The organism is Pseudomonas sp. GW822-FHT03F08, assembly GCF_058801265.1.
The window spans coordinates 277,397-299,954 of the sequence record NZ_JBXANC010000007.1 but is presented as its reverse complement, the minus strand read 5'-3'; the positions used below and the strand labels follow the sequence as shown (position 1 = coordinate 299,954).

Here is a 22,558-nt window from a genome sequence, read left to right as displayed (position 1 = left end):
GTTCCTCATGCTCGTTCAACGCATCTTTGCGTCGGTACTGCTGCTGGCCTGTGTCAGCCTGATACTGATGGCCTGGCCTTACCAGGCACCCTTTTCCTACGAACCGATCGGCCCGCGCGCCTTCCCGTTGCTGATGCTCGGGCTGATGGGGCTGGCGCTGGTCTACATGATCTACCGCCCCTCCCCGATCAAGCACACCGAAGAAGACCCGCCGCTGGACCGCGAAACGCTGAAGAAAATCGGTGTCTGCGTGTTGCTGCTGGTGGTGTTCGCCGGCCTGTTCGAACCCTTGGGTTTCATCCTCAGCAGCATTCTGGTCGGCATCCCGATGGCCCGTCTGTACGGCGGCCGCTGGCTGCCCGGCGCGATCATCATCAGTTTGCTGAGCATCGGCCTGTACCTGCTGTTCGACAAAGTCATGGACGTTCCACTGCCTCTGGGCCTGCTCGACGTGCTGGAGAACTGATATGGATACGCTTGGATATTTGAGTCACGGTTTCGGGGTCGCGCTGACGCCCTACAACCTCGTCACAGCCCTGAGCGGCACCTTGATTGGCACCATCGTAGGCCTGTTGCCGGGGCTGGGGCCGATCAACGGCGTGGCGCTGCTGATCCCGATTGCCTTTGCTCTCGGCCTGCCACCGGAATCGGCGCTGATCCTGCTGGCGGCGGTGTACCTGGGTTGCGAATACGGCGGCCGGATCAGTTCGATCCTGCTGAACATCCCGGGCGAAGCCTCCACCGTGATGACCACGCTCGACGGTTACCCGATGGCTCGTCAGGGTTTGGCCGGTGTTGCTCTGTCGCTGTCGGCCTGGAGTTCGTTCATCGGCGCGTTCATCGCGACCTGCGGCATGGTGATCTTTGCGCCGATCCTGGCGAAGTGGGCGATCGCCTTCGGGCCCGCCGAATACTTCGTGCTGATGGTGTTCGCGATTGTCTGTCTCGGCGGCATGGCCGGTGACCGACCGCTGAAAACCTTCATCGCCGCGTTGATCGGCCTGTTCCTGTCCACGGTCGGGATCGACGCCAACAGCGGCGTGTATCGCTTCACCGGGGATAACATTCACCTCACCGACGGCATTCAATTTGTCGTGCTGGTGTTGGGTCTGTTCTCCATCAGCGAAATCCTTCTGCTGCTGGAAAAAACCCACCGTGGCCAGGAAGCGTTCAAAGCCACCGGACGCATGATGTTCAACTTCAAGGAAGCCGCGTCGGTGGTCGCGGTGAACCTGCGCTGTGGCGTGCTCGGTTTCATCATGGGCGTATTGCCGGGTGCCGGTGCGACGCTGGCCAGCGCCGTGGCCTACATGACCGAGAAGAAAATCGCCGGCCCGAACGGAAAGTTCGGACAGGGTGACAAGCGTGGTCTGGCTGCCCCGGAAACCGCCATCGGTGCCGAAGCCTGCGGTGCGCTGGTGCCAATGCTGACCCTCGGCGTACCGGGTTCGGGCACCACGGCGGTGATGATCGGCGCGCTGTCGCTGTACAACATCACCCCCGGCCCGCTGCTGTTCCAGCAACAACCGGACATTGTCTGGGGCCTGATCGCCTCGCTGTTCATCGCCAACATCATGCTGGTGATCCTGAACATCCCGATGATCCGCATCTTCACCCGCATCCTCGCCGTGCCGAACTGGGCGCTGGTGCCGATGATCGCGATCATCACCGCCATTGGCGTGTACGCGGTGCATGCGACCACGTTCGATCTGTTCCTGATGATCGGCATCGGTATCTTCGGCTACATCCTGCGCAAGCTCGATTTCCCGTTGTCGCCGGTGCTGCTGGGTTTCATCCTCGGCGGTCTGATGGAGCAAAACCTGCGTCGCGCGCTGTCGATCTCCAACGGTTCGCTGGACATCCTCTGGTCGAGCGGGATCACTCTCAGCGTCTGGGGGCTGATCGTGGCGATGCTGCTGGTGCCGATCATCCGCATCTGGCGTAAACGTTCGGTCGCACGGCGTGCTGTGGCCGATGTTTGATCGGTCCTTCAAAACCTGGTGGGGAACCCCGCTGGTCGGTCTGCTGGGCGGCTATGTCGCCAGCCAGATCGGCTGGCCGCTGCCGTGGATGGTCGGCTCGTTGCTGGCGATCATCCTGGTGCGCTGCCTGACCCCGTGGCAACTGACGGAAATCCCTGGCGGCCGCAAGTGCGGCCAGTGGATCGTCGGGATCGGCATCGGCCTGCACTTCACCCCGCTGGTGATGGAGCAGGTGCTGAGTCACTTTGGCCTGATCTTCTTCGGGGCGCTGGTCACCAGCCTGTCGGCGGTGGTCGGCGTGTGGCTGATGCGCCGCACCGGCGAAGACCGCGCCACAGCGTTTTTCTCCAGCATGCCCGGCGGCTCCGGCGAGATGGTCAACCTCGGCGCACGCAACGGCGCGATGCTCAGCCATGTCGCGGCCGGGCAAAGTCTGCGAGTGCTGGTGGTGGTGCTGTGTGTGCCGGCGGCGTTCAAATATCTGCTGGGCGATGGCAATCCGATTTCTCACGCCGGCAGCGTCGACTGGCGCTGGCTGGCGATTCTGTTTCCAGCGGGCGGCTTGCTCGCCTGGCTCTGGCAACGCCTGCGTCAACCCAATCCATGGCTGTTCGGGCCGTTGCTGGTCAGCGCGGCGGTGAGTATCGGTTGGGATCTGCACATCGGTCTGCCCAATGGTGGCAGTCAGATTGGCCAGTGGCTGATCGGCAGCGGTCTGGGTTGTCACTTCAACCGGCAGTTCTTCCGCCGCGCGCCGTCGTTCATGGGGCGCACGTTGATCGGCACGGCGCTGACCATGTTGATCGCAACGCTGGCGGCGTTGGGACTGAGTGCAATGACGCATCTGGACCTGCGATCGTTGACGCTGGGCATGATGCCCGGCGGAATCGCAGAGATGAGCCTGACGGCGGAAACCCTGCAACTGTCGGTGCCGCTGGTGACGGCGATGCAGGTGATGCGGCTGTTGTTTGTGTTGTTTCTGGCGGAACCGTTGTTCAAATACTGGAACCGCCAGCCCTGAAGATCAGACCACCGACGGCAAACGCCACTCGATCGGCGCTTCGCCGTTCTGCTCGAGGAATTTGTTGGTTCGGCTGAAGTGCCCGCAGCCAAGGAAACCGCGATAGGCCGACAGCGGCGACGGGTGCACCGAGGTCAGTACCAGATGCTTGGTGGCATCGATCAGCTTCTGCTTGCTCTGCGCATGCGCGCCCCAAAGCATGAACACCAGATGCGGTTGCTGCTGGCTGACCACCTCGATGATCCGGTCCGTGAAGAACTGCCAGCCCTTGTCCTTGTGCGCATTGGCGTTGGCACGCTCGACGGTCATGGTGGTGTTGAGCATCAACACGCCCTGATCGGCCCAGCTCTGCAAGTAGCCGTGGTTGGGAATGTCGATGTTCAGGTCGCGTTTCAACTCTTTATAGATGTTGACCAGCGACGGTGGCGCCGGCACGCCCGGTTGCACCGAGAAGCACAAACCGTGGGCCTGGCCCGGGCCGTGGTACGGGTCCTGGCCGAGAATGACCACTTTCACCTTGTCCAGCGGTGTCGAGTTCAGCGCGTTGAAAATCATCGGACCCGGCGGATAGATTTCCTTGCCGGCCGCCCGCTCCTGCTGCAGAAAAGTGCGCAACTCTGCCATGTAGGGCTGGTCGAATTCGGCACGCAGTGCCTCCTTCCAGCTCGGTTCGAGTTTGATACGGTCGTCAGCAGTCATGGTCATACCCGGCAAAAACAATGGGGCGAACCCTAGGAAAGCCGACCACGCTTGTCAATTGATCTGACACAGATCCGGCACTTTCCCACACAGCGATCATACTGATCGTTCAAATTCCCGATCGAGGTCACGATGAATCTGCACTTCGAAGAACTCACCGGCACCGACGGCGCGCGCATCGGCGTGGCCAGTCTGGATGCCGAAAAGTCGCTCAATGCGCTGTCCCTGCCGATGATCCATGCCCTGAGCGACAAACTGAACGCCTGGGCCAAGGATCCGCAAATCGTCTGCGTGCTGCTGCGCGGCAATGGCGCCAAGGCCTTCTGTGCCGGTGGCGAGGTGCGCAGCCTGGTGGAGGCCTGTCGCGCACACCCCGGCGAAGTGCCGCCGCTGGCCGCACAGTTTTTCAACGCTGAATACCGGCTGGACTACAGCCTGCACACCTACCCGAAACCGTTGATCTGCTGGGGCCATGGTTATGTGCTGGGCGGCGGCATGGGTCTGCTGCAAGGCGCGAGCATCCGGATCGTCACGCCGAGCAGTCGTCTGGCGATGCCGGAAATCAGCATCGGCCTGTACCCGGATGTCGGCGCCAGTTGGTTTCTGTCACGCCTGCCGGGCAAGCTCGGTCTGTTCCTTGGTTTGACCGGCGCGCACATGAACGGTCGCGATGCGATCGATCTGGATCTGGCCGACCGCTTCCTGCTCGACGAACAGCAGCAGGAACTGATCGATGGCCTGTTGCAATTGAACTGGCAGGAACAGACCGCCATGCAACTCAACAGCCTGCTCAAGGCGTTGCAGCAGGAAGCGGTGGCGCAGATGCCGGAAGCGCAGTGGTTGCCGCGCCGTCGGCAGATCGATGAACTGCTGGATGTCAGCGACGTGACCTGCGCCTGGAAAGCCATCAGCCTGCAACGGGACAGCAACGATCTTTTGATTGCCCGGGCGGCGAAAACCATGAGCGAAGGCTCGCCGCTGACCGCGCATCTGGTCTGGGAGCAGATTGTCCGCGCCCGCCACTTGTCGCTGGCCGAAGTCTTTCAGATGGAATATACCCTGAGCCTCAATTGCTGCCGGCATCCGGAGTTCAGCGAAGGGGTTCGGTCGCGTTTGATCGACAAGGATCACAAACCGCACTGGCATTGGCCGGACATCACTCGGGTGCCGGATGCGGTGGTCGAGGCGCACTTTCACAAGGTCTGGGAGGGGCGGCATCCGTTGGCGGATCTCTCCAGTTACTGAAATCCGGGCACAAAAAAAGCGGCGCTCAATGCGCCGCTTTTTTGCGGGTAGTTACCAGCGGTTACCGCGCCAGTGATCGCCGCGTCCGCTATGGCGGTCATAGTCGCCACGACCCCGGTGATCGTCCCAACCACCGCGACGGTGGCCATCCCAGCGTCCGCGATCATCGCCATGCCAGCGGCGACTCTCGTAATAGCGCGGGGCCGGTTGGTAGTAACGAGGCGCCGAGTAATAACGTGGAGCCGGTTGGTAATAGCGCGGCGCTGGCTGGTAGTAACGCGGGGCAGAATAGTAGGTGCTGCCGCCGCTGTAATAAGTGCCACCGCTGTTGTAGTACGAAGGAGACTGGGAGGTGTAGACCTCTGAGGTGTAGTAGCCATCTCCGTAGGAATAAGGGACGCAACCGCCAATCGAAAAAAGCATCACGGCAAGCAGAAGAATTCGGCGATACATGGCGGCCTCCTGGACCGCGGGTAGCCACACCAGCGACGCTGGCAGGCGTCAGTCTTTCATTCGGCGACTGACGAAATATCTGACAGCGTTTTCCGAATCTGGTGCGTTTCAGTAACAACTTGATACAAGTGATTCATGAAATCTTGTTCATCGGCAAACGCCGTCATTCAGCCGCTGATTAGTGGTGGCCGCCATGGTATCCACCACCGTGATAACCCCGCCCGTAACCCCCACGATACCCATAGCCGCCGTAGTAATAGCGGCCGCCACCGTAGTAGCGCGGGCCGTAATAGCCACCGTAGTAATAGGGCGAGTAGTAACCGGGGTAGTAGTAAGGCGGGGAGTAAACATCGTAGCCGCCACCGTAGTAGTAACAACCGGACAGCCCAAGACCGAGCACTGCTCCCAGCAGCACCCGACGCAGCCATTTTGAAATACGCATGACGGCCTCCTGAAAGACCTGCGACAGCAGTCGGCACAGACCGGCTGACAAGAGTTTTGACTGGCAAACCGCTACCGAGTGCCAACTTCCAGCGCCCTTCGGATCAGCGGCGCAACAGGCGGCTCATTTCAGACCAATATGCCGCAACCTTTTCCCCGTCACTGCCACTAGAATGCTGCCATCGGGCCACCGTCGACGGAATTGCCAATGCCGCTCAGATCTGCGTTTTACTCCCAACGTTCGCTGGTACTGACGCTGGTCGCCCTCCTCGGCGCAGGCTTCCTCGCCACCTCGCTGCTCAGCTACTACGCCTCGCGGGCGTCGATCCGCGACAACATCGTCAACACCGAACTGCCGCTGACGTCCGATACGGTGTATTCGGAAATCCAGAAAGACCTCGTCAGACCGATCCTTATTTCCTCGATGATGTCCCGCGACACCTTCATGCGCGACTGGGTGGTGAACGGTGAGAAAGACAGTGATCAGATGACCCGCTATCTCGACGAGGTCATGACTCATTACGGCGCCTACACGGCGTTCTTCGTCTCCAACAGCAGCCACACCTACTACCACGCCAAGGGCGTGCTCAAGCAGGTGAAAATCGACGAGCCGCGCGACGCCTGGTACTTCCGCGTGCGCGACATGAAGGATCCGTACGAGATCAACGTCGACCCGGACCTGGCCAACAAAGACAACATGACCTTCTTCATCAACTACAAGGTCTACGACTACAACGATCGCTTCATCGGCGCCGCCGGCGTGGGGCTGACCGTGGATGCGGTCATCAAGCTGATCGACAAGTACCAGCAGCGCTATCAACGCAGCGTTTACTTCGTCGACACCTTCGGCCGGCTGGTACTGACCGGCGCCGAGGGCGGGCCGGAAGGTGCGCGGGTCGGGAAAAGCCTGACGGACCTCGACAGCATGAAAAGCCTGGTCGCCCAGTTGCCCAAACCTCACAGCGGCAGCTACGAATATTCCGCCCACGGCCAGGGACATTTCCTCAACGTGCGGTTCATTCCGGAGCTGAACTGGTACCTGTTCGTCGATAAACGCGAAGACGGCGCGCTGAGTGAAATCCGCCAGTCGCTGTACCTCAATCTGCTGATCTGCCTGCTGGTGACGCTGATCGTGCTGGCCCTGGTCAACCGGTTGATCCGGCGCTATCAGGAAAAGATCCAGGCCCAGGCCACCCTCGACAGCCTGACCGAACTGCCCAACCGGCGCGGCTTCGACCTGCTCGCCGTGCAAGCTCTGCACGAAGCTCACCGTGAGCCGAAACCATTGACGGCGTTGCTGCTGGATCTCGATCACTTCAAGGTGTTGAACGACACCTACGGGCACATGGCCGGCGATCAGGTGCTGATCGGTTTTGCCCGGGACCTGCAAAGCTGCCTGCGCCATTCCGACATCGTCTGCCGTTGGGGCGGTGAGGAGTTTATCGTTCTGCTGAAGGACACCGACGGCGAGACCGGTCAGAAGATTGCCGAGAAGATCCGCCAACACGTCGAACAGCAGGACTATGCCTACAACGGTCACACCCTGAATCTGACGGTCAGCATCGGCGCCACCACCCTGCAACGGGATGACACCTTGCACAGCCTGCTGTCCCGGGCCGATCATGCGATGTACCGGGCCAAACAGACCGGCCGCAACCGCACCTGCGTGGAAATGCACCAATCGACCTATGCCTGACAACATGAACAAACCTGACCTCTGCCCGGCCTGCGGCGCCCGCAACGACTGCACTCTGGCCGACCCGCGCACCGCCGACCGTGCCTGCTGGTGCTACGGCGTGAGCATCGACCCGGCATTGCTCGAAGCCCTGCCGCCGGAACTGCGCGACCAATCCTGTCTGTGCCCGCGCTGCGCCCAGGTCGAGGCGCAACTGCAAGCGGCCAAGCCGTCGATCCCGTAAGATGCGCGCCCCGCTACCTGCCGATTCCTGATCATGCGCGTCGACCGTTTCCTCAGTAACCTGCCCCGCTACAACCGCAAGCAGGTTCGCCTGTTGCTGGTGGAAAAGCGCGTGCGCATCGACGGAAAAGTCGTCAGCGACCCTCACAGCGAAGTCCTGGAATTCAGCCGCGTCGAAGTCGACGACGAAGTGCTGCAAAGCGGCAAACCGGCGCGCTATTTCATGTTGTACAAACCGCAGGGCTGCGTCAGCGCCACACGCGATCCCGAGCACCCGACCGTCCTCGACCTGATCCACGAGCCGGACAAGGACGACCTGCACATCGCCGGTCGCCTGGACTTCAACACCACCGGCCTGATGCTGATCACCAACGACGGCACCTGGTCCCGGCGCCTGACCCAGCCGCAGACCAAACTGCCGAAGGTCTATTACGTCGAGACCGAACAGGACATCGGCCCGGAATATGCGATCAAGTTCGCCGAGGGGATCTACTTCGCCTTCGAGGACCTGACCACCCAACCGGCGCAGTTGGAGCTGCTCGGCCCGCGAACGGCGCGACTGAGCATCGTCGAGGGACGCTACCACCAGGTGAAGCGCATGTTCGGCCACTTCAACAACAAAGTGCTGCGCCTGCACCGCGAATCCATGGGCCCGCTGCCGCTGGATCACGCGCTAAAACCGGGCGAGTACCGCGCCTTGCGCACCGAAGAGATTCATTTGTTCTAAGCAGCCGACCGCTCAGCAGAAGTTGTCGAACAATTTACCAACGGCACTTGCGCGATCCGGATCCCCCTGCTTGAATCAGGACGTCGGCCAAATTGTGACCGATGAGTCACACATAACTTCTAAGAAACTTTTTGTCGGTAGAGAGCCTCAAGGCTCCGCCTCAGCCGACAGACTGCCCGCCAATAACAATACCCGTCGACCTGCCGTAACGGATCGACATGGGCTCCAAAATTCCAGGCGTATGCCTACCTGTCACAAAGCTCGTGCAATCTCTATTTGCGCGCATACCCGCTTGCTTGCCAGGAGTCTTATGACATGAGGCCAGAAATCGCTGTGCTGGATATACAGGGTCAGTATCGGGTTTACACGGAGTTCTATCGCGCAGACGCCGCAGAAAAGACCATCATCCTGGTCAACGGCTCGATGGCCACGACTGCGTCGTTTGCACAAACCGTGAAAAATCTGCACCCGCAATTCAACGTGGTCTGCTACGACCAGCCCTACGCGGGCAAGTCGAAAGTCCATAACCGCCACGAGAAACATCTGACGAAAGAAGTCGAAGGTCTGATCCTGCTGGAGCTGATCGACCACTTCGCGGCCGAACACGTGCTGTCGTTTTCCTGGGGTGGCGCCGCGACCATGGTCGCCCTTGCGCACCAACCCCGGCGCATCGAAAAAGCCGTGATCAGCTCGTTCTCTCCGGTGGTCAACGCGCACATGCTCGATTACCTTGAGCGCGGCGTCGAATGCCTCGGTAAACGCGACGGCGACCGGGTTGGCCATTTGGTCAACAACACCATCGGCAAACACCTGCCGTCGCTGTTCAAGCGCTTCAACTATCGCCATGTCAGCAGCCTCGCCGAGCACGAATACGGGCAGATGCACTTTCACATCAGCAACGTGCTGCACAGTGATCGCCAGTGCTATTTGAACGCGGCGAAGAAAATCAACGTACCGGTGCTGTTCATGAACGGCGAATGGGACGAATACACCGCCGCCGAAGATGCGCGCCTGTTCGGCAACCATGTGGCGCAAAGTACCTTCACCACCCTGCAAGCCACTGGTCACTTCCTCGACATGGAACACAAGTCAGCCTGCCGTGACAGCCAGAACGCCCTGCTCGGTTTCCTGAAACCGGCGCAACAGGCCAGCCGAACGCGTTACCAGCTCGTCCAGGATCACCATGCATTGGCCATTTGAAACAGTGTCGTCGCGAGCAAATCTGCGGGGCTGAGTTTTAGTCGTCCTCCAGCCCGCAGGCTTGCCCGCGATTGACCGATCTGGCTCTGATTCAGGCTTTTCCGCTCGCCACACGCAAAGAAAACTTCAAATCCGTGGCCGAGTCTGGTACAAAGTCAGCCGCTCTGAGCGGGTGTCGTATAATGGCATTACTCCAGCTTCCCAAGCTGATAACGAGGGTTCGATTCCCTTCACCCGCTCCAATCGAATTTAAGTCCTGCGTCGTGGTTTGACGGGGGATGCGGAAACAGAAAAAACCGGCCTTGATGGCCGGTTTTTTTGTGTCTGGGGTTTGGTAGCGCAACAGCCAGCAATACACTCTCTGACCTTCCGCAATATCCGTTCCTAGACTTCCCACTACCCGAAACACTCATCAAAGGATGATGACCGCTCGGTGGTTATAGTGTTGATCGAGAAAAAATCGTGGGTATAGTACCCACCAAGCACACCACAAGGAGGTGTTGTGAATAGCCGTTTTCTAATTGGCCAACTCGTCGCAGACGGTTGGTATCTGGTGCGGATCAAGGGTAGTCATCATCACTTCAAGCATCCGACCAAACCTGGTCTGGTTACGGTGCCTCACCCGAAGAAAGATCTGCTCAAGAAAACGGCCATCAGTATTTTGCAGCAGGCGTTGCTTTGACTCGCTCGGTCAGCAGCGTCCAGGAGGACAACACATATGCTTTACCCGATCGCGATTTCAATGGGTGATGAAGGACATGCCTGGGGAGTGGAGGTGCCGGATATTCCGGGCTGCTTCTCCGCTGGAGATGATCTGGACGACGCAATGGCCATGGCCCGAGAAGCCATCGAAGGCCACTTCGAGATTCTGGCCGAAGACGGTTCACCGATCCCGCCCGCCAACAAGGTCACGCTGCATGCTGCCAACCCTAAATACGCCGGCTGCACTTGGGCGGTGGTGGATATCGATGTGACCAAATACCTGGGCAAAGCTCAGAAACTCAACATCACATTGCCGGGATATTTGCTCAACCGTATCGATGAGTACGTGTTGCACCATCCGGAGGAAAAAAGCCGCTCCGGGTTCTTGGCTTCGGCGGCGCTCAAGGTGTTGCAGCAGAGTTGATCTGAATACTGAAAGCCGGTCTTGATGACCGGTTTCTTGCTTCTACGAAAAACCGCGATTACAGATCCCCAACACTCCCTCAGTTCTCACGCTCACCACGACCCGCTAGCATTTCCCCATCGCCCATCACCCTCCCCCTGCGCGGCCATCGACGAATACGCGCCATCACCTTTCGAGGGATTCAAAACCGTGGCCCCCAAGCCTCCCAAATAAAATCCGAAAGAGCACCAAACCCATGACCCAGAACATCTACGACGACCCCGAATTTTTCCAGGGCTACAGCCAGATGAACCGCTCCATCGGCGGCCTCGATGCTGCGCCGGAATGGCCGGCGCTGAAAGCCTTGTTGCCTTCCCTGCACGGTTTACAGGTGGTGGATCTGGGCTGCGGCTACGGTTGGTTCTGCCGCTGGGCCAGTGAACAGGGCGCAGCCGAGGTACTGGGGCTGGATGTCTCGGAGAAAATGCTCGAACGGGCGAAGGAAACCACCTCCGCCGCGAACATCCGCTACGAGCGTGCCGACCTGGAACAGCTCGATTTACCTACGTGCACCTTCGATCTGGCCTACAGCTCACTGGCGCTGCACTACATCAAGGATCTTTCGGGGCTGTTCGCCAAACTGCATGCGGCGCTTAAACCGGGTGCACATTTTGTGTTTTCCATCGAGCATCCGATCTTCATGGCGCCGCACAATCCAAGCTGGCTGATCGACAGCGAGGGCAACAAGCGTTGGCCGCTGGACAGTTATCAGATGGAAGGCGAGCGAGTGACGAACTGGCTGGCCGACGGGGTGATCAAGCAACATCGTACGGTCGGGACGCTGCTCAACGCGTTGATTGGCGCCGGGTTCACCATTCAACACGTCAATGAATGGGGCCCGAGCGATGCTGAAGTGGCCGCGCAACCGGCTCTCGCCGAAGAGCGCGAGCGGCCGATGATGATGCTGGTCGCCGTACAGCGCTGACCGAAAAAGAAAGGGCCGATCAACTCGGCCCTTTTTCGTATCAACGTGTGGCGACAATGAACAACCGAGGGAACGGCAACAACACCGAACCATCCGCCAACGCCGGATAAGCCTTGGCAACCTCCACCAGATATTGCGCCAGATACTCCGCCCGCTCCGTTTCCGTCAGCGGACTGAGGAAGGGAATCAAACCGCTGCCCTTGAACCATTCAACGACGCCTGAAGCCCCGCCCGCCAATTGATGGTGATACGTGGTGCGCCACACATCGACCCGCACGCAATGCGGGCGCAGCATCGAGAAATAGGCACTGGCATCCGCCATTTCGGTCCGTTGCCCCGCTGCACCCGCCAGTTTGCTGGCCCACGGCCCGTTGGCGGCCACTTCGCGCATCAACCGGTGAGACGGCTCGTTGAGGTTGTCCGGCATCTGGATCGCCAGACTGCCACCCTGCGCCAGCTTGCCCGCCAACGCTGGCAGCAACGTCGCGTGATCCGGCACCCACTGCAACACCGCGTTGGCGAAGATCACATCGAATGGCCCTTCATCGGCCCATTTATCAATGTCCGTCACCTCGAACTGCAACTGCGGCAGACGCTTGCGCGCGGCGTCGATCATGTCCGGCGAACTGTCGAGCCCCTGCACTTTCGCCCCCGGAAAACGCTCCACCAGAAGCTCGGTCGAGTTGCCGGGGCCACAACCGATATCAACCACGGAACGCGCCTCGGGCGTGGGAATCGCCGCCAACAAGTCACGAGCCGGGCGGGTGCGTTCATCTTCAAAAGCGACGTATTGCTTGGCGGACCAGGTCATTGCGTTCTCCTGTCGGGGCATTCCAGCGGTTCGTTACGATACAGGCTGGGCAGCACTCAGCTCCAGACCGACAGATTGCAAACCATGTCCGGCGTTTCGATGCTTATCGCCAAATCGCTGGGACTTATCACTCAGTTGACCGTCCGTCGAACTGATTAAGCGCAATTTTGACAGCCTAAAATACCTGCCTATAGTCAATTTGCGGCAATCGGAAGGAACCCGATCTATCAGTTGTCCTGCAGGGAGCAGGTCCGCTCATCTCTCGTGACCGATGGGTTCCGGCAGTAGTGTGCTCGCAACGGCCGAATGGCAAGCAACGTTGTCGTGCCTGAAAAAAACATCAGGCAATCACTATGAACAAGGAGCTTTACCATGTCTCGAGTCACGGATGTGCTGGTCACTATCGACACCGAAACCATTCTGAAAAAGTATCCCGGCATCAGCAAAGACCCGAAGAACCCGACGCTGATCGACTGGCATCATGTGTACATGGTCACCAACCAGGACAACGTGGTCAGCGGCCAGGCCGGTGGTGAACTGGACCTGAAGGCACAGGTCGGCGATTTGATTCGCTGGCGTGAAACCAGCCTGTCGCAAAGCTTCGAAACCGCCGTGATCTTCTACAAATTCATCGGCAACCAGGGCGCCGACCTGATCTCCCCACCCTCGCCGCGCAAGGCTACGGCCTGTGTTGCGGTGCCAAACACCAGCAATCCATCGGTGCCCAGCTGCCAGAAAGTCGATAACCACTACTGGTCGTCGGAAACCCTTTCGTGCGGTCGTGTGACCTATCACTTCCACTTCCTGATCGTTGACCGCAACTGCCAGATCATCGGCTGCTGCTCGTGGGATCCGTTCATTTCCATTCACAACTGACGTTGCCTCGGGCTCCTTGGCGACAAGGGGCCCGACGGATTCGCTACTGCCTCGGCCATACCAGGATGCACCGCCGGCCGAAGCGGTTGGCGTCTTGCGCCAACATCATGAAAGGAATCCATGATGACCTCCGAACCGATCCCCTCACCGTCTTCCGTCACCGAGAATGCGCACAACATTCTGTTGATCGTCGATGCCGAATCAATACGCTCGCGCTATCCGGCCCCCAGTCTGGATGCCAGTTCACCGACAAGCATCAGCGATGGGTTCATCTTTTTTGCTACAGATGACAGCTCTCAAAAAAAAGCCAGAAATGACAGCAATATAACCTTACCTATCGACATTGGTCGTATTGTTCATTTGCGCGGGAGAACCGTCAGCCTCATCGCCGAATACAGCGTTGTGGTCTACGACATGACAATCGATACCAGCAACGTCCTTTCAGGGCTTCACCTGGAAGTTCACCCGGACCTCACCATTCCCGCTCCCAACCCCAGCGCTCCAACCGAACCCGTTAGCCAGAAGGCCCACGATCATTTCTGGGCGTGCACGACCAAGGCATCGGGCATGGCCAGACTCGAAATGAACTTCATGCTGGTCAATCAGCAATGTGAGGCCGTGGGATATTTCAGGTGGGTTGCAAACATAGAGGTGACGAACTAGAAGTAAAAAACCGGCCACTTGGGCCGGTTTTTTATCAGTCGTAGTAGCCGACTGTCGTGAGGCAACCAAGAGTTGTCCGTAGAATTTTCACACCCACCCCGCTGTCTGAATTTCAAGCGCTCCCCTACAAGGAACACAGCCATGAAATTCGCAAAGATTTCGCAAACGCTGGCACTCTGGGCCGGCAGCCCCAAGACGTTCATGGGGGCTTTGATTCTGATTGGGTTGTGGGGGTTGAGCGGGCCGTTTTTTCATTTCAATGACACCTGGCAGCTGATCATCAATACCTCGACCACGATCATCACGTTTCTGATGGTGTTTCTGATCCAGAACACCCAGAACCGCGACACCGACATCCTGCATTTGAAACTCGATGAGTTGCTGCGGGTGAACAAGGAGGCGCAGAACGCGATGCTCGGGCTGGAGTCGCTGGACCTCAAGCAACTTGAAACGTTGCGCAGGCACTATCGGTCGCTGGGGGAAAACGAAGTGTTTGAATTGGAGGGGCTCGGTCACAAGAGCAAACCGAAGCAGGACTTGAATGAATGCTGAGCAGAAAAAACGGCGCCTGAGCGCCGTTTTTGTTTAACCCGATATCAGCGGCTAGCCTGTAGAGCCCGGGCCATCTGCAGGTGATTTTGCAGTTTCGGCAGGGTCTCGTCGGCGAAGGCTTTGATTTCTGGCACGTCGGTGGTCTGGGCTTCCTGCTGAATCTGTTCGATCGCCTCTTCCGTGGCTTTGACCTGACTGGCGGCGTAGGCCTGATCGAAGGTTGCGCCGTCCTTCACCTCCGGCATCAATGCCTTGGCCTTGTCGGCGACCTCTTCACGGGGGGCGACAGGCAAGTCCAGCTTCTTGGCGATTTTTGCCAAATGCTGATTGGCGGTGGTGCGGTCGTTGATGACCACGATGGTGTAGTCCTTGACCTCTTTGGACTCGGACTTCTGGTGCGCCAGACGACTGACCTCGATGTCTGCCATGCCTTTGGCCGAAGCTTCGTTGATGAAGTCGGCGGGCGACTGGGCGAACGCACTGCCGGCGCACAGCCCCAGCAGGGTGACAAAACTGAAGTTGCGTACTCGGGTGGCCATCCGGTTCATGGTCGCGCCCTCCTTCTCTTGAAATTCAAGCGGGAGCTTGCGCCCCCGCCTCTCAATCAAAACAACCTTCGCCGACTACTTCGATTTCTGAGCGGGCTTGCGGCCCATGTCGGTTTTTGGCTCTTTGTCGACCGTCGTGGTGGTGGTTTTCCCACCTTTGCGACCGGCTTCAGACGCCTTGGTTCGATCGTTGGCGAAGTTTCCCGAGTTCGAGTTTCTTGAGTTAGGCATGATTCTCTTCCTCTTGGTGTTGATCGTGGCGAGCAGGTGCCCGCCTGGATTGAGAATTCGCCAGCCGCCAAAGGTTTAGAAAAGTTGCCGTTGCCGCGACGAACGGATGATGTCAGTCAGATATCCCGCGCCCGGTGATTCTGCCGTTTGGCGGCATACATGGCCTGATCGGCGTGGCGGAACAGTTGCTGTTCTTCGCTGCCGTGCTCGGGATAACGGGCGACGCCGATGCTCGGTTCGATGTGCAGGTTGTGCCCGTCCAGACGCATCGGTTGCACCAGAATCTGTCGGATTTTTTCCGCCACGCTGTCGGCATCTTCGGCGGCGTGAACGCTGTGCAGCAGCACCACGAATTCATCGCCACCAATGCGCGCCACGGTGTCGGTGTCGCGCACGCAGCCCTTGAGACGGTTGGCCACGGTTTGCAGCAGCATGTCGCCAACGGCGTGGCCGAAGGTGTCGTTGACCTGTTTGAAGCGATCCAGATCGACATACAGCAGCGCCATGAACCCCGACTGCTCCCGCGCACCCGCAAGCGCAGCCTTGAGCCGATCACGCAGCAATTCGCGGTTGGGCAACTGGGTCAACTGATCGTATTGCGCCATGCGCCGCAGACGGGCGTGCAATTGCTGGCGTTCGATGGCCGTGGCGACCTGGGCGCAGACGTATTGCAGCAGTTCCTTGTCGCGCTCGGTGTAGCGCTCGCCGCCGGCCAGGCTTTTGACGATCAACGCGCCGATGGTGCCGTTCTTCGAGTTCAGCGGCACGCCGAGCCAGCATGGCGATTGCTGCCCCGCCACCAACGCTTCGAAACCTGGCGGTGCGTGCGGGCAATCCGGGGTCAGCAGGATCGGCTGGCCGCTGCGGATCACTTCGGCGCACAGCCGACCGGTCACGGTGCCGGGCTGCTCCGGTTGCAACTCGTCATCGTCGACGTGATAGGGAAAATTCAGCTGTGCGCAGTGTTCGTCGTACAGCGCCACGGAGAAATTCAGCGCCGGCAACCACTCGCCAATAATCATGTGAATGCGCTTGAACAGCGCCAGCAGATCCTCCGCCGCATGCGCCGCTTCGGAGATCGCATACAACGCCGCCTGACGGGATTCGGCGAGTTTGCGCTCGGTGATGTCCCGAGCCACGGCAATGCGCAGTTGATCGACTTCAGACCAGCGCGCCGACCACAGAATGTGCACGACGCTGCCGTCCTTGCGCACATAGCGGTTTTCGAAATTGTGCTTGGGCTCGCCGCCCATGATGTCGCTGGCGGCGGACAGGGTGCGTTCACGGTCGGCGGGATAGACGTAGTCGATCATCGACTGACCGATCAGTTCGTCAGGCGTGTAGCCGAGAATCCGCTCGCAGGCTGCGCTGACAAAAACGAAACGACCCTGCTTGTCGACTGCGCACACGGCGTCCAGCAACAGATCGATATAACTCGCCAACGGTGCAGAATTTCGACTTTCCATGGTTCAGCGTGGGTGTCCGGGCAATGCAGCACTGATCAACCGTCCCTGACCTCGACCTCGCATCCCAGCGATCACATTCAAGTCTTGTTCGGCATCAGCCCCGGTAGCGCATGCACCAGGGCGTTGATGGCGAAACCGATAAACATTACCCCGCACAACCGGGTGATGGCCAGTTCATGGCGCTGATACAGCGTACGCACCTGTCGGGCGCCGACAATGCCAATGAGAATAGCGTAGGCGAGCAATCCACCGAGGAAGCTCAAAGCGATCAGCATCGGCAGCATCGACCAGTTGAGCAGTTCGGCGCGGCTCGACAGCAGCGCGGTGAACGTCGCCACCGCCACCGGGTAGGCCTTGGGGTTGGTCAGCCCGAACAGGATGCCGTGCCAGAACGGCTGACGCGCCGCGCCCTGGGGTTGCTCACCGTTGCTGCGTTTGGCCCGCACCGCGCGCCAGCCGAGCCAGAACAGGTACAGGCCGCTGAGTACGCCGAGCACATCGAACGCGGTACTGCCGATTTCCCGGGCGCCGACAATCGCGATCAACGCCGTGCTGCACCAGATCACATCGCCCAGCAAATGCCCGCACAGGAACCCCGCCCCGGCCCGCCGGCCCCGCGCAGCACCAATGCCAAACACCGCCAGCACACCCGGCCCCGGCGTGATGCCGTAGATGAAACCCGAGGCCAGCACGGCCATAAGCAACGATGGAGTCATGGAAAACCTGCAAGTGCCGGAAAACGTGGCCGCCAGTCTATCCCAGCGGTTTGTGAATATTCACGATTCGTTGAAAAAACGCATGCCTGCGTAGGGCTTTTGCCGACACGCGGCCAGTCGCGAAGCCAGATCGCCAACATCCGCTTCGAGCTTGTGGCCGTCCGGGTCGAGGAAGTAGAACGACGCACCTTCGCTGCGGTTGTCGCGCCATTCCTGCACGTTCGCGGCGCGAAGCTTTTGCACGAACAGCGGAAAGTCCGCTGCGTCGAGGCTGAAGGCGTAATGGGTGTAGTCGGCGGCGGGCTCGGGTTTGCGTTGCGCGTCGAGCGACAGGCACAACCACAGGCCCGGGAGCGACAGGTAGGCACCGGCGTCCCACGTGGCCTCGACCCGCAGATGCAGCACGTCGCGGTAGAACGCGAGGCTGCGATCCAGGTCGCTGACGGCGAGGGTCAGGTGGTTGAGGCCGGTGAGCATCGGTCAGTAACCTCGGAGGTCTTCGGGGACGAGGTATTGCTTGCCATCGTAGGTCAGGGTGATTTGGGTGTTCTTCAGGTTAGTGGTTTTGGAAACGCACTCTTTGCCTGACTGGGTCGATGTGTACACCACACCACTTGAGGAAACGATCAGATCAGCAAAACCGTTATGGCTGGACGAGCCGATTTCCACGCTTCTGAGGATTTTCGTGTCCTTGGTGTCGCACTCACCGCTACCCTCACCAAACTCCTTGCGAATGACCAGACCTTCCAGCACCGGCCGCAACTTGCTGCCTTCACGTACATACAGCGCCAGATCGGTTTTCGCGTAGGGATTGGCTCTTGAGAGATGGTCGGCGAAATCCGAACGCAGGCCAAAGGCGCGAACGTCCGACGCCAGACGGTATCGAGCGGTATCGATCTTCAAGTCATTGAAGCTGATCGCGTCGGAATTGTAGGCGCCAGGCTTTACGTAAGTCGCCAGCGGTTTGGCGTCGGAAGCGTTGAGGAGCGACAGCTCCAGGTCGAACACACCGTCGTGGTCACCTTCGGAGTCGGACACGAACGTGGACTTCGCCGAGATCGCCTTGTCCGGGAAGGCCGGCCACACTTTGCAGCGTGACAGGGAGTGACCGTCGAATTTCTTTACCTCACAGGCGGCGTGGGCCTGAGTGGTGATGGCCAGAAAACCGAGGGCGATGAAAAGTCGGGTTGGGGTGAGCATTGTTCTTCCTTGATAAGAGTCGCGTTGGTTCTGTATCACTCGATCGCCTGGAAACCTTTAGGCAAGACGTATGATTTTCCGTCGTAGTGAAGGGTTGTCAAAACCGGACTGCCGACACTGATTTTATCTTCGCAGGCATCCCCCTCCCCCACACTAGTCGTATTTGTTTGCTGGGTTTTGACGATCAAATCCACATAACCATGAGAGCTGGTTTTAGCAATTTCGACTGTCCTCGAAATCTCAAAGCGCTGGCTATCGCAATTGCCATCCCATTCGCCGCCATACTCATAAACAACCAACTGACGCAGGACCGGGCGTAACTTTTCGCCCTCTCTCACATAGAGCGAGAGTTGAGTTTCATCCACCGGAGAAAGACGAGATCCGTTTGAAAGCCGTACTCGGACACCAAACGCTCGAAGGTCGGAAGTGAGCTTGTAACGGGCAGTATCAAGAGTCAGCTCATACACCGCCACACCATTTTGCTCAAACGCAGCGGCTTGGTGATATGTAGCAAGTGGATCTGTTTTGCCGTCCTGAAAAACTGACAAGTCGAAGTCATAGATGCCGTTCGAGTCGACATCACCCGGCGTAGGTTTGCGCTTGAACAGAGCCTTGGCGCCAATAGTCAACCCCGGATACGCCGGCCACTCTTTGCACACGGAGAAATCCAAATCACCGGCCACCGGCGCAGGCACACAATCAGCCAACACCTGCCCCGCCATCAACGCGCCGCAAAGCGCCATACACCCAATAACCCCAGACTTCACTGTCACGCCCCGCTCCTTGATGTTTTTCAGCCGCGCACTATCCCCTCCCCGATCCGCCGATTCAACCAGTTCAACGCCTGATCCCCACCCCGCCGCTTGTGCCACGCCGAGACAAAGGTGAACGGTGCGATCTCAAACGGTGGTGGCACAACGATCAGCGCCTCTTCATCAATATCGTTCAACGCCCGAGAGGCCACGGTCAGGATCAGATCCGTGCCGCTGATGAACTGCGGCGCAACGCTCCAGTGCGGCAGGCTGATAGCGACGCGGCGGCGTTCGCGCAGGGCGGTCAGGGTGCGTTCGATTTCCGGGGTGCCGCTGCCGCGCATTTCCAACAGGACATGCGGACGGGAGAGGTAGGTTGGCAGGTCGAGAACACCTCCGGCGGGAAGGCTCTGGCGGTCCAGCAGGCAGACGTAGCGCTCCTCGAACAGCGGCGTACTGCGCAATTCACCGGGGAGTTCCGGGAGCACACCGGCAGCGAGGTCAATGTCGCCGTTGAGCAAACCTTCAACCATGCCTTCACGGCTGGCGTGGCTGATTTGCAGATCGATGCCCGGCGCTTCTGTGCGCAATGTACGAATCAAGCCAGGCAAGATGATCGCCGCGCCGTAATCCGACATCGCAAGCCGAAAGGTCCGGCGCGCGCTGGCCGGGTCGAAGGTGTTCGGCGCCAGCAGCGATTGCACCTGGGCCAGGGCCTCGGCCAGCGGCGCTACCAATTCAAGTGCCCGAGCGGTGGGCACCAGCCCCGAACCGGCCCGCACCAGCAATGGATCACCGAGCAAGTCACGCAGTCGGGCCAACGCATGGCTGACCGCCGGTTGACTCAAGTGCAACCGCTCGGCGGCGCGGGTGACGTGCTGCTCGCTGAGCAAGGCGTCGAGGATCACCAGCAGGTTGAGATCGATACGCCGCAGATCATTCATCTGATGCATGTTCCGGATGACAAAACAGAATTTAAATCTGCGCGACGAATACCCTAGAGTCCAGCAAAACCTTGCTGGAGAACGATCATGAGTACGTTGCAGTGGGCCGGTCTGTTGTTGCTGGCGGCAGTGGCCGGGGCTGTCGTGCCTTTTCAAAGTGCTATCAACACCAACCTGGCCAGAGGGCTGGGTCATCCGTTGTGGGCGACATTGGCGTCTTTGCTGGTCAGCGTTCTGGTGTTGTTGCCGGTGATTGTCGCGCTGCGTTTGCCATTGCCATCTCTGGCGTTCATCGGCAAGGCGCCGCTGTGGATGTGGGCCGGTGGCGCGTTCGGGGTGTGTTTTGTGGCATTGGCCGTGGTGTTGGTGCCGAAACTCGGGGCATCGGGGTTTGTCGCGCTCGCGTTGGCCGGACAAGTGCTGGCGTCGATGGTGCTGGACCACTTCGGGTTGTTCGGGCTGCTGGAGAAGCAACTCACATTGCCTCGGGTATTCGGCGCGATGCTGTTGATGGCGGGCGTGGTGCTGATCCAGTTTTCCCCGGCGCTGGAAAAGAGCGCAACAGCCGTTGGATAACAGGGCAAAGGTAAGCCCTTCACTACAAGGGTTGTCGGGCGTTTCCTCACCTCACAACCCGGCGAGGCATCGCCCTACAAGCAAAACTCCAACAGCCCTCAGCACTATCGGATACAGCCGATTCTGACCCTGCAAAGCTCTCTGTAAAGTCTGGCAACACACACAAATTGAAACACCCCATGGATTGCCATGCTCAAGGAGAGCTGCCTTTGAATCATCTGACGGATTCCCTCAACACCTTCTCCAACTATCGCAAAGTCATCGCGCTGGCAGACCACGACTGGGAGGCTGCCGAAGCCGGAAAAATCGCGGCTCTCAATGTCGAGGTCAAAGGCTGCAACCACTTGCTCGATCAACACGGGCGCCAGTTCCATCACTTCTGCACCACGTCCTATCTGGGCCTCGACCATCACCCGGCCCTGCTTGAAGGTGCCATGTCGGCCCTGCGGGAAACCGGCACACTGCGCGTTGCCAACTCGAAAAACCGCTGCAAGCTGGCGCTGCTCGATCAATACGAAAGCGAGCTGTCGCAATTGTTTGGCGCGGTGTGTCTGAGCAGTCTGTCCTGCAGCGCCGCGAGTGCCGGCATCCTGCCGTTGCTGGCCAGTGGCGTGTTCACGCAAAACCGCCCGCCGGTGATGGTGTTCGATCGCCTGGCCCACTATTCGATGCATCACCTGAAAGCCAGCTGCGCCGATGAAACTCAAGTGCTGACATCGCCCCACAACGACATGGATTTTCTCGAATCGGTGTGCCAGCGCCACACCACCGTCGCCTACATCGCCGACGGTGCCTACAGCATGGGTGGTGTCGCCAATCTGGACGGTCTGTTGTATCTGAAGGAACGCTATGGCCTGCTCCTGTACCTGGACGATTCCCACGCGCTGTCGGCGGTCGGCAGCAACGGTGCCGGTCTTGTGCGGCCAAGAATGCCGGCGCTGGAAGAGGATTGCCTGATCGTCGCTTCGCTGGCCAAATCGTTCGGGGCCAGCGGCGGTCTGGTGATGCTCGGCAATCAGCGCCAGAAAAAATTGATCCAGCGTTACGGCGGTCCGAGCAACTGGTCGCAAAGCCTCAATTGCGCGGCCATCGGCGCTGGCCTTGCCTCGATTCAACTGCATCGCAGCGCAGAACTGCGGGTCTTGCAGGTTCGGCTCCAGGCCAATATTCGCCTGTTCGACAGCCTCCTGAGCACCGAACAGCACGGCAGCCCCATGGCCATCCGCTTGATCAACTGCGGCGAGGCCGCCCTGGCCACTCGAATCGCCATTGAACTGGCCGAACACGGCTTTTTCACCAGCGCGGTATTTTTCCCGGTGGTGGCTCAAGGTAAAGCCGCAATCCGCGTTACCCTGCGTGCCGACATGGAAACCCCATTGATCCACCAATTCTGTGATCTGATCATCGAACTGTTACTGACTCACAGCGGCCATCGCGACCGCTGAAC

At 59.3% G+C, this 22,558-nt stretch carries 28 protein-coding genes and 1 tRNA gene; 17 read left to right on the top strand and 12 right to left on the bottom strand.

Annotated features, from left to right (window positions below; all coding sequences use genetic code 11):
- Positions 1-7: 7 nt before the first annotated feature.
- Genes AC1RME_RS19690 through AC1RME_RS19680 form a run of 3 tightly spaced genes read left to right on the top strand, consistent with a single transcriptional unit; the run spans position 8 to position 3,003 of the window.
- The gene (locus tag AC1RME_RS19690) at positions 8-466 is read left to right on the top strand and encodes a tripartite tricarboxylate transporter TctB family protein (protein ID WP_096819423.1); all 459 of its coding nucleotides are present in this window, start codon (positions 8-10) and stop codon (positions 464-466) included.
- Between the two features lies 1 nt (position 467).
- The gene (locus AC1RME_RS19685) at positions 468-1,982 is read left to right on the top strand and encodes a tripartite tricarboxylate transporter permease (RefSeq protein ID WP_493091646.1); all 1,515 of its coding nucleotides are present in this window, start codon (positions 468-470) and stop codon (positions 1,980-1,982) included.
- Complete coding sequence (locus AC1RME_RS19680) at positions 1,975-3,003, top strand: AbrB family transcriptional regulator (RefSeq protein WP_096819425.1); 1,029 nt, start codon at positions 1,975-1,977, stop codon at positions 3,001-3,003. Before AC1RME_RS19685 ends, AC1RME_RS19680 begins: the two co-directional genes overlap by 8 nt.
- Positions 3,004-3,006: 3 nt before the next feature.
- On the opposite strand, the gene ung is transcribed toward AC1RME_RS19680, so the two are convergent.
- Entirely contained in the window at positions 3,007-3,702 is a 696-nt protein-coding gene (gene ung, locus AC1RME_RS19675) for a uracil-DNA glycosylase (RefSeq protein ID WP_085605867.1), read from the bottom strand.
- Between the two features lie 132 nt (positions 3,703-3,834).
- Here ung and dspII point away from each other — a divergent pair, with 132 nt between their 5' ends.
- Entirely contained in the window at positions 3,835-4,947 is a 1,113-nt protein-coding gene (gene dspII, locus AC1RME_RS19670; protein WP_273539139.1) for an enoyl-CoA hydratase/isomerase DspII, read from the top strand.
- A gap of 51 nt (positions 4,948-4,998) precedes the next feature.
- Here the strand turns inward: dspII and AC1RME_RS19665 are convergent, their stop codons facing one another.
- Positions 4,999-5,400, bottom strand: coding sequence for a hypothetical protein (locus tag AC1RME_RS19665; protein WP_096819427.1), 402 nt, complete (start codon positions 5,398-5,400; stop codon positions 4,999-5,001).
- 178 nt (positions 5,401-5,578) lie between these two features.
- Positions 5,579-5,842 (bottom strand): hypothetical protein, encoded by a 264-nt coding sequence (locus tag AC1RME_RS19660; RefSeq protein WP_096819428.1) that lies wholly within the window; start codon positions 5,840-5,842, stop codon positions 5,579-5,581.
- Between the two features lie 207 nt (positions 5,843-6,049).
- Between AC1RME_RS19660 and AC1RME_RS19655 the strand changes: the two genes are divergently transcribed.
- The 8 genes from AC1RME_RS19655 to AC1RME_RS19620 all read left to right on the top strand — a co-directional run bounded on the left by AC1RME_RS19655 (position 6,050) and on the right by AC1RME_RS19620 (position 11,776).
- Positions 6,050-7,537, top strand: coding sequence for a sensor domain-containing diguanylate cyclase (locus AC1RME_RS19655; RefSeq protein ID WP_096819429.1), 1,488 nt, complete (start codon positions 6,050-6,052; stop codon positions 7,535-7,537).
- Between the two features lie 4 nt (positions 7,538-7,541).
- Positions 7,542-7,760 (top strand): cysteine-rich CWC family protein, encoded by a 219-nt coding sequence (locus AC1RME_RS19650; RefSeq protein WP_493071847.1) that lies wholly within the window; start codon positions 7,542-7,544, stop codon positions 7,758-7,760.
- A 33-nt stretch (positions 7,761-7,793) separates the two neighbouring features.
- Positions 7,794-8,486 (top strand): pseudouridine synthase, encoded by a 693-nt coding sequence (locus tag AC1RME_RS19645; RefSeq protein ID WP_096819430.1) that lies wholly within the window; start codon positions 7,794-7,796, stop codon positions 8,484-8,486.
- A gap of 315 nt (positions 8,487-8,801) precedes the next feature.
- Complete coding sequence (locus tag AC1RME_RS19640) at positions 8,802-9,686, top strand: alpha/beta fold hydrolase (protein WP_249485023.1); 885 nt, start codon at positions 8,802-8,804, stop codon at positions 9,684-9,686.
- Between the two features lie 168 nt (positions 9,687-9,854).
- Positions 9,855-9,928: transfer RNA gene (locus AC1RME_RS19635), tRNA-Gly, on the top strand.
- Between the two features lie 260 nt (positions 9,929-10,188).
- Entirely contained in the window at positions 10,189-10,368 is a 180-nt protein-coding gene (locus AC1RME_RS19630) for a type II toxin-antitoxin system HicA family toxin (RefSeq protein WP_095049193.1), read from the top strand.
- 36 nt (positions 10,369-10,404) lie between these two features.
- Positions 10,405-10,812, top strand: coding sequence for a type II toxin-antitoxin system HicB family antitoxin (locus AC1RME_RS19625; RefSeq protein ID WP_493065433.1), 408 nt, complete (start codon positions 10,405-10,407; stop codon positions 10,810-10,812).
- 235 nt (positions 10,813-11,047) lie between these two features.
- Positions 11,048-11,776 (top strand): class I SAM-dependent methyltransferase, encoded by a 729-nt coding sequence (locus tag AC1RME_RS19620; RefSeq protein ID WP_493091645.1) that lies wholly within the window; start codon positions 11,048-11,050, stop codon positions 11,774-11,776.
- Positions 11,777-11,816: 40 nt separating this feature from the next.
- On the opposite strand, the gene tam is transcribed toward AC1RME_RS19620, so the two are convergent.
- On the bottom strand, positions 11,817-12,587 hold the full coding sequence (gene tam / locus AC1RME_RS19615; RefSeq protein WP_493091644.1) for a trans-aconitate 2-methyltransferase: 771 nt from the start codon (positions 12,585-12,587) through the stop codon (positions 11,817-11,819).
- 372 nt (positions 12,588-12,959) lie between these two features.
- On the opposite strand from tam, the gene AC1RME_RS19610 reads away from it, so the two are divergent.
- From AC1RME_RS19610 to AC1RME_RS19600, 3 genes are all read left to right on the top strand, one after another.
- Positions 12,960-13,463: an inclusion body family protein gene (locus tag AC1RME_RS19610; RefSeq protein WP_007957947.1), complete on the top strand. Its 504-nt coding sequence runs from the start codon at positions 12,960-12,962 to the stop codon at positions 13,461-13,463.
- A gap of 123 nt (positions 13,464-13,586) precedes the next feature.
- Complete coding sequence (locus AC1RME_RS19605) at positions 13,587-14,126, top strand: AidA/PixA family protein (protein ID WP_493091643.1); 540 nt, start codon at positions 13,587-13,589, stop codon at positions 14,124-14,126.
- A 141-nt stretch (positions 14,127-14,267) separates the two neighbouring features.
- On the top strand, positions 14,268-14,678 hold the full coding sequence (locus AC1RME_RS19600) for a low affinity iron permease family protein (RefSeq protein ID WP_493091642.1): 411 nt from the start codon (positions 14,268-14,270) through the stop codon (positions 14,676-14,678).
- A 44-nt stretch (positions 14,679-14,722) separates the two neighbouring features.
- Here the strand turns inward: AC1RME_RS19600 and AC1RME_RS19595 are convergent, their stop codons facing one another.
- From AC1RME_RS19595 to AC1RME_RS19560, 8 genes are all read right to left on the bottom strand, one after another.
- On the bottom strand, positions 14,723-15,226 hold the full coding sequence (locus AC1RME_RS19595) for a DUF4142 domain-containing protein (RefSeq protein WP_102622192.1): 504 nt from the start codon (positions 15,224-15,226) through the stop codon (positions 14,723-14,725).
- Between the two features lie 75 nt (positions 15,227-15,301).
- A complete protein-coding gene (locus AC1RME_RS19590; protein WP_077045875.1) occupies positions 15,302-15,457 on the bottom strand; it encodes a KGG domain-containing protein in 156 nt (51 codons plus the stop codon).
- A 116-nt stretch (positions 15,458-15,573) separates the two neighbouring features.
- Positions 15,574-16,923 carry a sensor domain-containing protein gene (locus AC1RME_RS19585; protein ID WP_096819438.1) on the bottom strand — a complete coding sequence of 450 codons (1,350 nt, stop codon included), beginning with the start codon at positions 16,921-16,923 and terminating at the stop codon, positions 15,574-15,576.
- Positions 16,924-17,000: 77 nt separating this feature from the next.
- Entirely contained in the window at positions 17,001-17,639 is a 639-nt protein-coding gene (locus AC1RME_RS19580) for a LysE family translocator (protein WP_493071835.1), read from the bottom strand.
- A gap of 60 nt (positions 17,640-17,699) precedes the next feature.
- A complete protein-coding gene (gene fos / locus AC1RME_RS19575; protein WP_493091641.1) occupies positions 17,700-18,116 on the bottom strand; it encodes a fosfomycin resistance glutathione transferase in 417 nt (138 codons plus the stop codon).
- Between the two features lie 3 nt (positions 18,117-18,119).
- The gene (locus tag AC1RME_RS19570; protein WP_096819441.1) at positions 18,120-18,839 is read right to left on the bottom strand and encodes a PA3715 family protein; all 720 of its coding nucleotides are present in this window, start codon (positions 18,837-18,839) and stop codon (positions 18,120-18,122) included.
- A gap of 35 nt (positions 18,840-18,874) precedes the next feature.
- Positions 18,875-19,612, bottom strand: coding sequence for a PA3715 family protein (locus tag AC1RME_RS19565; protein WP_493091640.1), 738 nt, complete (start codon positions 19,610-19,612; stop codon positions 18,875-18,877).
- Positions 19,613-19,632: 20 nt separating this feature from the next.
- The gene (locus tag AC1RME_RS19560; RefSeq protein WP_493091639.1) at positions 19,633-20,544 is read right to left on the bottom strand and encodes a LysR family transcriptional regulator; all 912 of its coding nucleotides are present in this window, start codon (positions 20,542-20,544) and stop codon (positions 19,633-19,635) included.
- 78 nt (positions 20,545-20,622) lie between these two features.
- Between AC1RME_RS19560 and AC1RME_RS19555 the strand changes: the two genes are divergently transcribed.
- Positions 20,623-21,111, top strand: coding sequence for a DMT family transporter (locus AC1RME_RS19555; protein WP_493091638.1), 489 nt, complete (start codon positions 20,623-20,625; stop codon positions 21,109-21,111).
- A gap of 209 nt (positions 21,112-21,320) precedes the next feature.
- Positions 21,321-22,556 (top strand): aminotransferase class I/II-fold pyridoxal phosphate-dependent enzyme, encoded by a 1,236-nt coding sequence (locus tag AC1RME_RS19550; protein WP_493091637.1) that lies wholly within the window; start codon positions 21,321-21,323, stop codon positions 22,554-22,556.
- Positions 22,557-22,558 lie beyond the last annotated feature (2 nt).